At 74.0% G+C, this 14,979-nt stretch carries 4 protein-coding genes; all 4 read left to right on the top strand.

Translation table 11 applies throughout. The annotated features are described in order from the left end of the window. Positions 1–306: 306 nt before the first annotated feature. The 4 genes from AA23TX_RS34915 to AA23TX_RS34900 all read left to right on the top strand — a co-directional run bounded on the left by AA23TX_RS34915 (position 307) and on the right by AA23TX_RS34900 (position 14,979). A complete protein-coding gene (locus AA23TX_RS34915) occupies positions 307–1,317 on the top strand; it encodes an ABC transporter substrate-binding protein (RefSeq protein WP_155546954.1) in 1,011 nt (336 codons plus the stop codon). 324 nt (positions 1,318–1,641) lie between these two features. Further along, positions 1,642–2,406 (top strand): DUF1206 domain-containing protein, encoded by a 765-nt coding sequence (locus AA23TX_RS34910; RefSeq protein WP_155546953.1) that lies wholly within the window; start codon positions 1,642–1,644, stop codon positions 2,404–2,406. A 178-nt stretch (positions 2,407–2,584) separates the two neighbouring features. Further along, the gene (locus AA23TX_RS34905; protein ID WP_230862895.1) at positions 2,585–6,376 is read left to right on the top strand and encodes a non-ribosomal peptide synthetase; all 3,792 of its coding nucleotides are present in this window, start codon (positions 2,585–2,587) and stop codon (positions 6,374–6,376) included. Beyond that, positions 6,373–14,979: a non-ribosomal peptide synthetase gene (locus tag AA23TX_RS34900; RefSeq protein ID WP_155546952.1), complete on the top strand. Its 8,607-nt coding sequence runs from the start codon at positions 6,373–6,375 to the stop codon at positions 14,977–14,979. Before AA23TX_RS34905 ends, AA23TX_RS34900 begins: the two co-directional genes overlap by 4 nt.

Genomic DNA, 14,979 nt, shown 5'->3' with positions numbered 1-14,979 from the left:
CCGTCCCCGATCGGACCAGTGCCGTCGAATCCGCGATCCCGGCCGCCGCGCCACCCGGATTCGGCAGCAATCCCTCTTCCGACCGCACCGATCCGCAGAATTCGGCACGATCAAGCGAGTGAACCAAGATCGTCGATCAGGTATTCGTGCCGCCATTCTGGTGAAAACCCCCTTGCACTGTGCATCTTGCATTGTCAACCGATCTGGGGGTGCCTACAGTGGCCTGCTTGACAGGAACCGGGGAATGATTCACGGATCTTCCCTCGATCGGTAGATCAACCGTCATCTCCTTCGAGGAGCAAGGTCTTGTTTGGAATCACCAGCGGCGGTGGCCGTGTTCGCGCTCGTCAAGCCGCCCTCGCCGTCACCGCCCTCCTGGCCGTCACCGGCTGCGGCGCACTGGGTTCGGCCAGCACGAGTTCTCCAGCCGGCGGCGGTGGTCTGGAGAAGACCACGCTGAAGGTCTCGATCCTGCCCACCACGGACCTCGCGCCGTTCTGGCTGGCCCAGGACAACGGCTACTTCAAGGCCGAAGGCCTCAGCGTCGACTCCGTCATCGCCGCCAGCGGCCAGGCGTCGCTGACGAAGTCGATCTCCGGCGAAGCCGACATCGCGTTCTCGACCTACCCCCCGTTCTTCACCGCGAAGAGCACCGGCGCCGCCGACATGCAGCTGGTCGCCGACGCGACCTCGGTCAACGCCAAGTCCAATGCGATCGTCACGGTTCCGAATTCCCCGGTGAAGACCGTCTACGACCTGGCGGACAAGAAGATCGCCATCACGGCCAAGAACACCGCTTCGGATCTCCTCACCCGCTCGGTGATGCAAGATCACGGCGTGGATTTCAGCAAGGTGAAATGGGTGCTGATCCCGCTGCCGAACATCGCCGCGGCGCTGCAGCAGGGCGACGCGGACGCCGCGTACCTGCCGGAGCCGTACATCACGCAGGCCGCCAAGACGGCGGGCGCGATCCCGGTGATCGACATCAACACCGGGGCGACCCAGGACTTCCCGCTGACCGGCTACGGCGCGACGAGGAAGTGGGTGCACGACAACCCGAAGACGCTGGCCGCGTTCCAGCGCGCGATGCAGAAGGGCACCCACGAAGCCCTGAACGACCGCGCCCAGGTCGAGCCGCTGCTGGTGCGGTTCGCGAAGATCGACGAGGACACCGCCAAGCTGCTCACCCTGCCGGGCTACGGCTCGACGCTGGATTCGCGGCGCCTGCAACGGGTCCCGGACCTGCTGCTGCAGCTCGGCGCCATCCCGAGGTCGATCGACGTGAACTCGATGATCGGGCCGCAGGCGGGAAAATGAGCCCGCGCCGGGGCCGGCCGGGCAGGGTGCCGCCCGGCCGCCGGCCTCCTCGCCGAGGTTCGCCGTCGGCCGGTTCGAGCCCCGGGAGGGCGGCGGGTCGGACGCGCCGCTGATCGTGTCCGGCGCCGTACGACTTGTCGGCGTCGCTGACTGACCGGCGGGTCCGCGGCTTCTCGTGGCAGACCCGGCGCCGCCCGACTTTGCGGCGTCACGGCTGACCGGAGGGTCGTACCGGCCGGTCCGCGGGCTTCTTGTGACAGACCCGGCACCCCTCCCCCCGGCTCGGCCCTGGCCAAGCGGGCCGGAGTGGACCAGGATTCCCGGGTGCCCGACATCAGAAGATTCAGCCTGTTCGCCCGAATCGGCCTGACCTGCTACGCCTTCGTCCACCTCGTCGTCGCGTGGCTGGCGGCGCAGGTCGCGCTGGGCGACAACGAAAAGGCCGACAAGGCCGGCGCCCTGCAGATCGTCGCCTCGGGCGGTGGTGCGTGGCTGCTCTGGCTGATCGCCGCCGGCACCGGCGTGCTGGCGCTGTGGCAGCTCACGGAGGCGATCGCGGGCCACCGGCACGCCCCATCGCGACGGCGGTGGGTGCGGCGGGCGACCAGCGGCGTCGAGGTCGTCCTGTACGGCCTCGTCACCTACAGCGCCGCGAAGACCGCGACCGGCGGCTCCGGCAAGGCCGGCTCGATCGTCGCCACGGTGCTGGCCGAACCCTGGGGCGCCGCCGCGGTGATCACGGCCGGCGGCGCCGTGATCGCCGTGGCCGCGTTCCTCGGCTACCGCGGGCTCCGGAAGAAGTTCGTCCACGACCTCGACTTCGGCGGGGCGTCCCCGGCGGTGCGGCGGTCGACGGAGCGGCTCGGCCAGGTCGGCTGGTGCGCGATGGCGGTCGCCTACGGCACCGTGGGCGCGATGTTCGTCGTCGCCGCCGTCGAGTACGACCCCGCCAAGGCCGGCGGCCTGGACCCCGCGCTCCGGACGCTCGCGGTCCAGCCGTACGGGCAGTTCCTCCTCCTGGCGCTGGCCGCCGGGATCGCGGTCTTCGGGGTGTTCGCCCTGTTCGAAAGCCGGTACCGCAAGATCTGACGCCGGCCCTCGCGGCTGCCACCGCGGGGACTTCCGGGCAAACTTCCGTCACCCCTCGTCCTCACCCGATGGTGTGGTGTTAACTGTCCGGACAGACAGAGAGCGTTTCCCCGACCTCGGCTGCGACGGCACACCGCGGTACCGGTTCGCCCGCCACGCCCGGAAAGGCATGCCCTCGATGCGAGTGTCCGCACCGCTGTCGTCCGGTCAGCAGCGCCTTTGGACCGTCTCCCAGCTGGACGGGGCCGGACCGGCCTACAACGAGACCATGGCTTTCACCCTGCGGGGCCCGCTGGATCGCGAGGCGCTGCGAAGGGCCTTCGACGCGCTCGCCGACCGTCACGAAGCCCTGCGCACCCGGATCGTCGTCGAAGACGGCGCGCCCGTGCAGATCGTCGAACCCGCCGGTCACGGCTTTCCCTGTGGCTTCACCGATGTCGCCGGCCGGCCGGGCGAAGCGGCCGAGCTGCGGCGCACCGACCCGTTCGAGCCGTTCGACCTGTCCCGTGCGCCGCTGGCCCGGGCCCGGCTGCTGGCGGACGGCGACGAGGACCACGTCCTGCTGATCACCATCCACCACGTCGTCTTCGACGGCTGGTCCCGCAGCCTGCTGCTGCGCGAGCTGGGCATGCTCTACGCCGCTCAAGTGAGCGGCGAACCGGCGGACCTGCCGCCGGCGCGGCCCTACCGCGAACACGCCCGGGCGCAACAGGACTGGCTGACCGGTGCCGGCCCGGCGCCCCACGAGGCGTACTGGCAGGACCGGCTCGACGGTGTGCCGCCGGTGCTGGAGCTGCCCGCCGACCGCCCGCGCCCCGCCCGGCAGGACCACCGCGGCGCCCGGGTGCCGGTCTCCCTCGGGCCGGACCTCACCGCGAGGCTGAAGGCGGTGGCCCGCGAGCACGGCGTCACGCTCTACTCCACCATCCTGACCTGCTGGTTCATCCTGTTGTCCCGCCTTTCCGCGCAAACTGACATCGTTGTCGGCGTCCCCACCGCCAACCGCGGCGCCGGCGGCGAGTACCCCGACACGATCGGCTTCTTCGTCAACACCCTGGCCGTGCGCGCCGAATTGCCGGGTCCGCGGACCGGCGCCGTCCTGCTCAAGCAGGTCCGGGCGGCCCTGCGGGGCGCGATCGAGCACGTCGAGCTGCCGTTCGAGCGGGTCGTCGAGCTGGTGAACCCGCCGCGCAGCCCGGCGCACACGCCGCTGTTCCAGACGATGTTCGCCTGGGTGCCGACCCAGCACGACCTCCTGGAACTGCCGGGTGTGGCGGCGGAACCCCTCGAGGTCGAGCACGCCCCCGCGAAGTTCGACCTCGCCCTCGGCCTCGCCGACGAGCACGACGGCGTCACCGGGCACCTCGACTACGCCGTCGCCCTCTTCGACCACGCGACCGCCGAGCGGTACGGCCGGTACCTCGTCCGGCTGCTCGACCAGCTGGCCACCCGCCCGGACGCGGACATCGCGAGCTACGAACTGCTCGACGACGCCGAACGCCACGAGATCCTCACCGCCTGGAGCACCGGACCCCGGCCGAACCGGCGTCCCGGCGGGCTCGTCGAGCGCTTCACCGGCCACGCCGACGCCACCCCGGACGCCGCCGCGCTCGTGTGCGACGGCCGGACCCTCACCTACGGCGAGCTGGACCGCCGCAGCACGAAGCTGGCGAACGCCCTGCGGACCCGCGGGGCCGGGCCGGGCGGGGTCGTGGCCGTCCTCAGTGGACGGTCGGCCGAGCTGGTCGTCGCCGTGCTGGGTGTGCTGAAGACCGGCGCCGCCTACCTCCCGCTCGACCCGGCGCAGCCCGCCGCCCGGCGCGCGGCGATGGTCGAGGACGCGCGGCCGGTACTGATCTTGGCCGACGACATCGCGGCTCTCGAAACCGAAGGCGACGAGGCCCGCACCCCGGTCACGACCGGCTCCGGCGAGACGGCGTACGTCATCTACACGTCGGGGTCGACCGGGCGCCCGAAGGGCGTCGCCGTGACCCACCACAGCGTCCTCGCCCTGTTCGACCAGTGGCTCGACCGCTTCGGCGCGACGCCCGGCGAAGCGACGTCGGCGTGGTCGAGCATCGGCTTCGACGCCTCGGTGCACGAACTGCTGCTCCCCCTGACCACCGGCGCCGTGCTGCACGTCGTGCCCGAGGACGTCCGGCCCGACCCCGCGGCGCTGATGGCCTGGCTGCGGGAACACCGTGTCGTCCAGGCGTTCCTGCCGCCCGCCTACGTCCGGTGGATCGACGAAGACCCCGCCCGGGTGGCCGGGCTCGCGCTGCGGCAGGTCCTCACCGGCGTCGAACCGCTGCCCGACGCCGCCCTCGCGCGGTTCGAAGCGGCGCTGCCCGGCCTGCGGATCTGCTTCGGCTACGGACCGACCGAGGCCACGCTCTACGCCACCGCGCACTTCGGCCCCCGGCCGTCCGAACGTCCGGCGCCGATCGGGCGGCCGCTGCCCGGCTCGCGGCTGTACCTCCTGGACGAGCGGCTGCGCCCGGTGCCGCCGGGCGTGGTGGGCGAGGTCTTCCTGGCCGGCGACTGCCTGGCCCGCGGGTACCTGCACCGGCCGGGCCTGACCGCCGAGCGGTTCGTGGCGGACCCGTTCGCGGCCGGCGAAAGGATGTACCGCACCGGTGACCTGGCCCGGTGGCTGCCCGGCGGCGAAGCCGAGTACGCCGGGCGCCGCGACGACCAGATCAAGCTGCGCGGGTTCCGCATCGAACCCGGCGAGGTGGCGGCCGCGCTGCTGGCCGTGCCCGGTGTCCGGGAGGCCGCCGTGCTGGTCGATCGCGAGGGCGAGCCCCGGCTCGTCGCCGGCGTCGCGGGCGGCGGTGGCCGGACCCCGCACGAGTGGCGCGCGGCGCTGGCCGGCCGGCTGCCGGACTACATGATCCCGTCCGTGTTCGCCGAGTTCGACCGGCTCCCGTTGAGCCGCAGCGGCAAGCTCGACCGCGACGCCGTCCTGGCGCACGCCCGGGCCGGCGCGTCGAACGACCCGGTCAACACCGCCGCCCCGCGCGACCACGTCGAGCTGGCCCTGCTGCGGATCTGGCGAACCTTGTTGCTGCACACCGCGATCGGCGTCTCCGACGACTTCTTCGACGTCGGCGGCACCTCGATCTCGGCGATCAAGCTGGCCCACGCCATCGGCTCGGAGCTCGGCCGCGAGCTGCCGATCCGGGACGTCATCCTCCACCCGACCATCGAGGCGCAGGCCGCGCTCCTGCGCACGGACCGCCCGCCGGAAGGTGGCAGCCTGATCGAGTTCCGCCGCGGCACCGGCGCGGCCCGCGTCGTCTGCGTCCACCCGGCCGGCGGGACCGCGTTCTGCTACCTGCCGCTCAGCGCCCTGCTGCCCGAGGACGCCGGTGTCCTCGGGATCCAGTCCCCCGGGCTCAACGCCGGCGAGGAGCCGCTGCCGAGCGTCGAGGCGATGGCCGAGGAGTACTTGCGGCTCGTGGACCCGCGTGCCGATGAAGCGTTGGTCCTTTGTGGACTTTCGTACGGCGGCCTGGTCGCCCACGAGATGGGCCGCCGGCTCGCGGAGCACCACCCGCGCGTCAGCGTCGTCCTGCTCGACACCACCCCCACCGACGACCCGGCCGCGAAGGCGGCGATCGAGCCGGTGCCGGTGGCCGAGTTCCGCGAGAAGCTGGTGCGCTTCAACGGGATGTACCCGGGGATCGACGACGCGCAGATCGAGCGCTACCACCGCACGTACAACCACAACCGGCTGACCGCGCGCGAGCACGATCCCGGCGGGACGGCGGCGCGGGTCGTGTTCGTGCAGGCCGTCGGCGACGGCGCGGACCCCGGCACAGTGTCCGCTTCGGTGGAGTTCTGGCGCCGCCGCGCCCGCGGCGAGTTCGAGGTGGTCCCGGCGGACTGCGGGCACTGGGACATGCTCGAAAGCGACGCCCTGCCGCTGGTCGCCAAGCTGATCAGCGCCGAGCTGGCGGCCCGATGACCTCGATCGCCCGCCGCGTCCACGACCGGGCGCTGCGGCACCCCGACGCCGTCGCCGTGTCCGACGGGGCCCGGCTGCTCACCTACGCCGAGCTGAACGCGGGCGCCGCCACCGTCGCGGAATCGTTGTCGCGCCGGGGTGTTCGCCCCGGTGACGCGGTCGCCGTCGGCCTGCCGCGCTCGGCGGAGCTGGTCCAGGTCATGCTGGGCGTGCTGCGCCTCGGCGGCCAGGTCGTGCCGCTCGACCGCCAAAGCCCGCCCGCGCGCCGCGACGTCATCCTCGCCGACGCGGGCGCGGCCGCCGTCGTCAGCGACGACGGGCCCGGCGTCACGCCGGCCGAGCTGCTGTCCGGAACCGCCGGGGCGGGGGTGCCCGCCGAACCCGCGCCGGCGTCGTTCCTCTTCTACACCTCCGGCACGACCGGCCGGCCCAAGGGCGTCGAGGTGCGTGACGCCGGTGTCCTGCGGCTCGCCGAGCCCGGCTGGCTCGACCACGGCACGCGGTACGCCTGCCTGGCCAACCCCGCGTTCGACGCGATCAGCTTCGAGGTGTGGGTCCCGCTGCTCACCGGCGGCACCTGCGTGATCCTCGACGACGACACGGTCCGCGACCCGCGGGCGTTCGCCGACGCACTGGTCCGCGAGCGCGTCGACACGATGTTCGTCACCGCGACGCTGTTCAACGCGGTCGCCGAGACCGTGCCGGACAGCTTCGCCACCGTGCGGCGGGTCGTCATCGGCGGTGAGCAGCTCAACGCGCCGGTGATCCGCCGCTGGTACCGGGCCAACCCGGACGCGCCGACGCGGCTGCAGAACGGCTACGGCCCGACCGAGACGACGACGTTCGCGCTCAGCTACGCCATTCCGCGCGGCTTCGACGGCGACGTCGTGCCGATCGGCCGCCCGCTGCCCGGCACCGGCGCGGTCGCGGTGACGGCGGACGAGCGCGTGGCCGCCGAAGGTGAGCTGGCCGAGCTGTACCTGTCGGGCGCCGGCGTCGCGCTCGGCTACCGCGGCCTGCCCGCGGAGACCGGGCAGCGGTTCGTCCGGCTGCCGTGGCTCGACGAGGGCCGCGCGCGGTTCTACCGCACCGGTGACCTGGTCCGCGTGCTGCCGGGCGGGCGCTTCGCCTACGCCGGGCGGACCGACCGGCAGGTGAAGGTCCGCGGGTTCCGGATCGAGCCGGGCGAGCTGGAGCAGCGGCTCCTCGCGCACCCGGAGATCCGGCAGGTCCACGTGGCCGTGCGGCACGTGGCCACGGCCGAGCTGCTCGCCTTCATCGTGGCGGGCGACCTGTCCTTCGACGCGTTCGAAGCGCACCTGGGCGAGACCGTGCCGGCCTACATGCGGCCGCAGCACGTGTTCCGCGTCGGCGAGCTGCCCCGCAACGCCAACGGGAAGGTCGACGAAGCCGCGCTGCTGGCCGGTGGGTTCGCGCCGTGGCGGCCGGAGACCGGTGGTGAGGCGACCGAGTGGGAGCGCGAAGTCCTGGACGTCGTGTCCGAGACGCTCGCCGTCCCGGGCCTGCATCCCGGCGACACGTGGCTGCGGTCCGGGGGCGACTCGCTCAAGGCGTTGCGGCTGCGGTTCGCGATCCGCGAACGCTGGGGCGCGGACCTCGCGCCTTCGGTCGTCCAGCGCGGGACGTTCGCCGATCTCGCCGCCGCCGTCTCCGCGGCCGGGCGGGCGGCGTACCCGGAGCCGGGCCCACCGACGACCGCGACCACGGCACCGGCCACCAGCGAACAGCAGCGGCTTTGGCTGCTGCAGCAACGGAACCCGGCCTCCACGGCCTACCACGTGCCGCTCGCGTTCGAGGTCTCCGGCGCACCTGACGTCGAGGCGCTGCGCCGGGACGTGCGCACTCTGGTGGAGCGGCACCCGGCGCTGCGCACCGCGTTCGAAGCCACCCCCGGCGGCTTGCGGCAGGTCGCGAAGGCGCCGTACGACCCGTGGACCGAGCCGGGCGACGACTTCTTCACCGCGCCCTTCGATCTCGCGTCGGGCCGGATGCTGCGCGCGGCCTGGCGGGCCGACGGCACGTTCTTGCTGTGCCTGCACCACATCGCGGTCGACGGCTGGTCGTTGAACATCCTGTTCCGCGAGCTGTCCGGCGCCTCGCCGCGGCCGGAGGCGCACACGCCGCTCGACTTCGCCGCGTGGCAGTCCCGGTGGTTCGCCTCCCCCCGCTACCGCGACCTGCTGACCGACCGCACCGACGACGCCGAGCCGCTCGGCGAAGCTTCCCCGGCCGGCCGGCTGCACACCACCCGCATCGGACGCGAGCGCGTCGACGAGTGGGCCGGTGACCTGGGCTTGACCCGGTTCCAGCTCCTGCTCGGCGTGTTCGCGTGGAGCCTGTACGCGGTGACCGGGCGGGCTCGGCCCCGGATCGCCGCGCCGGTGGCGAACCGGCCGGTGCGGGCGTTCGAAGACAGTGTCGGCATGTTCGCCAACACCGTGCGGCTGCCGCTGACCGTGGACCCGGACGAAGACCTCGGCGCCCAGCTCCGCCGGCTCGGCGAAGCGTCGGGTGCCGCGCTGGATCACCAGGACGTCGCGTTCGCCGACCTCGACCCCGGCTACGCGGCCTTCGACTACCTGTTCGTCCTGGAGAACACCGACTTCGGGGCGCTGCGGCGGCCCGGCTGCTCGTTCAGTCCACAGTGGATCGAGGCGGCCGAGGCGAAGTGCGCGCTCACGCTGTCGGTGGTGGAACGCGCCGACGGCTTCGACTGCCTGTGGGAATACGGCGAAGGCCACTTCACCGAAGCCGAGGCGACCGCCCTCGGCGAAGTCTTCGACCGCGCCCTGCAAGGCGACGCCCGGATTCCGGACCACCGCGACCACGGCCGGGGTGCCGCCGCGGACCTGACGTGGGAGACCATCGCGGACGGGTTCGCGCGTCAGGTCGCGCGGACGCCCGGCGCCCCGGCGCTCATCGGTGACACGACACTGACCTACGCCGAGCTGGACGCGCACGCGGCCCGGCTCGCGGCCACCCTGCCCGCGGACGCCACGGACATCGCGCTGTACTTCCGGCCGTCGGCCGAGCACGTCGTCGCGCTCCTCGCCCTGGCCCGGCTGAACATCACCGCCGTCCCCCTGGACCCCGCGTACCCGCCGGAACTGCTGCACGCCATGCTCGACCGCGTCCGGCCGCGCTGCGTCCTGCTCGCGCCGGGGGAAACGTTCGGCGCGGACATCGAGCGGCGGTTCGTCACGCTTTCCGACGGCGCGGTGCCGGACGTCCCGGCCCGGCACGCCGGACGGCCGCTCTACACGCTGTTCACCTCGGGCTCGACCGGCGTGCCCAAGGGCGTGCGCGTCCCGGACCGCACCCTGGCCAACCTGCTGCAGTGGCAGGCCGCACCGCCCGCGGCGACCCAGCAGTTCTCGATGCTGTCGTTCGACGTGTCGTTCCAGGAGATCTTCACGACGCTGTGCGGCGGCGGCCGGCTCCACCTGGTCCGCCCGGAATGGCGCCACGACGTCCCCGCGCTGCTGGCGCAGCTGGAAACCGCCGGCATCGAACGGATCTTCCTGCCGTACGTCGCCCTGCAGCTGCTCGCCGAGCACGGCGTCCGGCTCGGCCGGTACCCGTCCCGGCTGCGGGACGTGATCACCGCCGGCGAGCAGCTGGTGTGCACGCCGGCGATCCGCCGCTGGTTCGCCGGGCTGCCCGGCGCGCGCCTGCACAACCACTACGGCCCGACCGAAACCCACGTCGTCAGCGCGTTGACCCTCGACGGCGATCCCGCGGACTGGCCGGACCGGCCCGCCATCGGCCGTCCGGTGGCGAACGCGGTGCTGCGGGTCGCCGACGCCGCGGGCGCGCCCCTGCCGCCGGGCCAGGTCGGCGAGCTGCTCATCGGCGGTCTCGCGGCGAACCGCTGCTACCTGGGCGAAGCGGCGCCGGAGAAGTTCGCCGAACTGCCCGAGCTGTACTACCGCAGCGGCGACCTCGCGCACTTCGACCGCGCCGGGCTGCTGCACTTCGACGGCCGGGCCGACCGGCAGGTCAAGCTCAGCGGGCACCGGCTGGAGCTGGGGCAGGTCGAGGCGGCGCTGCTGCGGCACCCCGACGTCGTCAACGCGGTCGTCGCGGCCGAAGGCGACCGCCTGACCGCGTTCCTCGAATGCCGCCGGACGCCGGCCGCCGCGGAGCTGAGCGAGCACCTCGTGCCGCTGCTGCCGCCGCACGCGCGGGTCGACCGCTTCCGCGTCGTCGCCGCCCTGCCGCGCACGCCGAGCGGGAAGCTCGACCGGGACGCGGTTTCCGCGACGCCGGGCGAGGATCTGCTGCGGACGTCCACGCGTCCCTCGAGCGAGCTGGCGGCGCTGTTCGAGGAGGTGACCGGCACGCCGATCGGGCCGGAGGAGACGTTCTTCGCCGCCGGCGCCAGCTCGTTGTCGCTGATGCGGTTCCACCTGCGCTGCGCCGAAGCCGGGTACCGGTTCACCGTGGCGGACCTCTTCGAGCACGTCACGCTCCGGGACCTGACGCGGCACCTCGAAAGCGGCCCGGCCCCGGCGCGCGCTTCCGCCGAGGCGGCGGCCGACGAGCCGGTGGCCGTCGTCGGCATGGCCGTCCGGCTGCCCGGCGCGCCGGACCTGGCGGCGTTCTGGGACCTGGTCGTCACCGGCCGCCGGGGCATCGAAGAGTTCCCGGCCGCCGACGGCCTGGTCGGCGCGCGCAGTCTCCTGGCCGGGCCCCTGGACTTCGACCCGGAGCACTTCGGGATCAGCCACCGCGACGCGGCGCTGATGGACCCGCAGCAGCGGCAGCTGCTGATGGCGTGCGTCGAAGCGCTGGCCCACGCCGGCGGGGCGACGGGCCGCGTCGGGCTGATCGCGGGCTGCGGGGAGAACACGTACTTCCAGCAGATGCTGCGCGAGGCGGACCCGGCCGCGCTGCCGGACGGCTTCCAGCTCGCCCTGCACCACGAGAAGGACTTCCTGGCCACGAAGGTCGCCTACCACCTCGACCTGACCGGCCCGGCGCTGACGACCCAGACGGCGTGCTCCAGCTCGCTGGTCGCCGTCCACCAGGCCGCCGGGATGCTGCGCGGCGGCGAGGCGGACGTGATGCTGGCGGGCGGGGTGCTCGTCGACGTCACCCTCGCCGAGGGGTACCGGTACCGGCCGCAGCACATCTTCTCGGCGGACGGGCACTGCCGCCCGTTCAGCGACGACGCGGACGGCACGGTGGGCGGCAGCGGCGTCGGCGTGGTGGTGCTGAAGCGGCTCTCGGCGGCGCGTCGTGACGGCGACACGGTGTACTCGGTGCTCACGGGCTCGGCGCTGACCAACGACGGCGCGGTGAAGCAGGGGTACAGCGCGCCGTCCCCGGCCGGGCAGCGCTCGGCCGTCCAGGCGGCGCTGCGGCGAGCCGGTCGCACGGGTGCCGACGTCGGGTACGTCGAGACGCACGGAACCGGGACGCGGCTGGGCGACCCGATCGAGGTGGCGGCGTTGCGCGAGGCGATGCCCGACGTCGTCGCGTGCGCGCTTTCTTCGGTGAAGAGCCAGATCGGCCACCTGGGCGCGGCGGCGGGGGTGGTCGGCCTGATCCGCGCGACGCTGGCGGTCCACCACGGCGTCCTCCCGCCGACAGTCGACTTCCGCGCGCCCAACCCGGCGCTGGACCTGGGGCCGTTCCGGGTGCCGACGCGGGCCGAGCCGTGGCCGGCGGGGCCGCGGGTGGCCGGGGTGAGCAGCTTCGGCATCGGCGGGACGAACGCCCACGTCGTGCTGGAGTCGGTCCGCCCGATGCCGCCGTCGCGCCCGGAACCGGCGCGGTGCCTGGTGCTTTCGGCCCGCAGCGCCTCGGCTTTGCGCCGGGAGGCGGCCCGGGTGGCGGAGTACCTGACGGCGCGGCCATCGTCCTATGTGGACGTACTCCGGCACCTGCAGTCGGGCCGCCCGGAGGAACGCTGGCGCATGGCGGCAGCGTGCGAGGACGCGGCCGCGGCGGTCGGGTGGCTGCGCACGGCCGAGCCACAGGAGATCCCCGACGCGGAGCTTTCACGGGAAAGCCCCGGCTCCGCGGCACCGCGCCGCGGCTACGCCACCCCCGCTACCGCACTTTCACGGGAGAGCGCCGCCCCCGGCCCGGTGGCACCTCTCCGCGAAAACGCAGCCGCCGATTCCGCACTCTCGCGTGAAAGCTCCGTCTCTGGGGCCGCCGAAATGGCGGCCGCCTGGTTGAGCGGCGCCTCCGTGGACTGGGGCCAGTCCCCCGCCCCCGCGCCGTGGGACTTTCCGCCGCCCGCCTTCGCCGTCCGGGAGTTCGGGTTCCCTCGTCGCGACTCCGTCACGCGGCGACCCGAAAGCGAGTGGCTGCACCAGCCCACCTGGGTCCGCCACCGCCGGGCCACCACCGCCACCGTCGCCACCACCCCGACCGACCGCGTCCTCGTCATCTCCGGCGAGGGCCCGCTCACCGCACCCGCCCTCGACGCCGTCTACCCGCGCGTCGTGCGCGTGCACGCGGCAGCGGCGTTCGCCCGCCTCGGCCCCGACACCTTCGAAGCCGACCCCGCCGACCCCGCGGACCTGCGCCAAGTCCTCGATGCCCTGCCCCACACCGAAATCGACTGGCTCCACACCCTCCCCCTCGGCATCACCGGGCCGGTCACCGAAGCGTCCCTCGACGACGCGCGCCGAGCGTGCGTCGACACCCCGGCCGCTCTCCTGCGGGCCGGCCACGACCGTCCACTCCGGACGTGGTGGGTGTCCGCCGGGGCCGCGCCCGCGAACACCGCCGTCACGCGGCCCGAAGCCGGGCTGCTCGCCGGGATCACCGCCGTCGGCCCGCAGGAAACCGGCGTGCCCGGCCACTGGGTCGACCTGCCCGGCCCCGACCTGAATCCCCTCGCCGGCCTGCTCACCGGCCCGCCCCCGCCCGAGCGCGTCGCCCTGCGGGCCGGGTTCTGGTGGACGCAGGACAGCGCACCGGTCCCGGCCGGCGAGCCGGTGGCCACCGACGGGACCCACTTGGTCCTCGGCGGCACCGGCGGCATCGGCACCGCCGTCGCCGCGGAGCTGCTGACCCGCACCACCGGCCGGGTCGTCCTGCTCGCACGCGAGCCCCACCTGCCCGAAGCGCTCAAGCCGTGGGCCGACCGCGTCGACCTCCTCGCCGCCGACCTCACGAAGATCACCGCCGACGAGGTCGACGCCCGCATCGGCGCGCCCCTCGCCGGGATCGTGCACGCGGCCGGCACCCCCGGCGGCGGCCTCATCGCGACCCGCGGCGAAGACACCCAGTCCGTCAAGCTCGCCGGCGCCCTCCTCACCGAGCGGCTCGTCGAACGCCACCGGCCCGCGTTCGCCGTCTACTGCTCGTCGCTGTCCGCGCAGTTCGGCGGCACCGGCCAGCTCGACTACGCCGCCGCCAACGGGTTCCTCGACGCACTCGCCCACCGCGACGGCCCGACCGCCCGGCTCTCCATCGGCTGGGACGTCTGGCGCGACAGCGGCATGGCCGTCACCGCCCTGGAAACCGACGCCCGGCACCAGGCGCACCTGGCGGTCGGCCTGAGCGTCGACGAAGGCCGCCGCACCTTCGCCCGCGCGCTGGACTCCGGGCTGCCGCAGCTGCTGGTCGCGACGACCGGGCTCGAAGCCGCCCGCGAGTTCCACCAGCGCGACACCACGACCGGCACCGCGCAACCGGCCGAGAACGCCGAAGCCCAGCTGGCCGAGGAAGTGCGTGCCCTGCTGGGCGTCGCCGAGCTCGACCCGGACGTGCCGCTCTACGACCTGGGCGCCGACTCACTGACGCTGCTGGACGTCGTCGACTCGGTGAAACGCCTCTTCGGCGTCGACCTCGACCTCGCCTGGCTCGGCCCGGAGGTGACGATGGCCGCGTTGCTGGCGAAGCTGTCCGAAGCCGCCGACACCGGCGAAGTGGTGGTGCAGGTCTGGCGTGAAGGGGCCGGCCGGGAAGTCGTGTGCCTCGTGCACCCCGTCGGCGGGGACGTCCACGCGTACCGCCCGCTCGTCGAGGCCCTGGCGCCCGAACTCGGCGTCTGCGTGATCGCGGACCCCGCGCTGAGCCGGCCGGAACCGCCCGGCTGGCCGGTGGCGGACCGGGCCCGGCGCTACCACGCGGCCCTGCGAGCGCGGTTCCCCGGCCACACCCGGCAGCTGGCCGGCTGGTCGTTCGGCGCCTGGGTGGCGGCCGGCATGGCCGCCGAGGCCGAGACGGCCGGACAGCCGGTGCGGGCGCTGCACCTCATCGACCCGCCGCCACCCGGCGCGAGCGCCGCGGACTACAGCGACGCGCAGCTGGAAACGGTGTTCGAACGCGAGCTGGGTGCCTCCGGCGGTGCCGCGGGCGAGCACGCCCGGCGGCTCGCCCGCGCGTGCCGGGCCAACCTGCGCAGCATGGCCGGGCACGAACTGCCGCACCTGCGCGCGACACCCAGCCACGTCTGGCTCGCCGCCGAACCCGAACCCGGCCTGCCGGTCGCCGACCGCGGCGGCTGGCGGGCGCTCCTGCCCGAACCGAGCCAGTGGCACGAACTGCCGGCGACCCACTACGGCATCGTGCGCGCACCGCACGTCACCGCGGTGGCCGCGGCCATCGGACTGTGA

The organism is Amycolatopsis camponoti (assembly GCF_902497555.1).
Classification (GTDB): domain Bacteria; phylum Actinomycetota; class Actinomycetes; order Mycobacteriales; family Pseudonocardiaceae; genus Amycolatopsis; species Amycolatopsis camponoti.
Note: the sequence above shows the minus strand (reverse complement) of the source record. Positions and strands in the feature narration are given on the sequence as shown.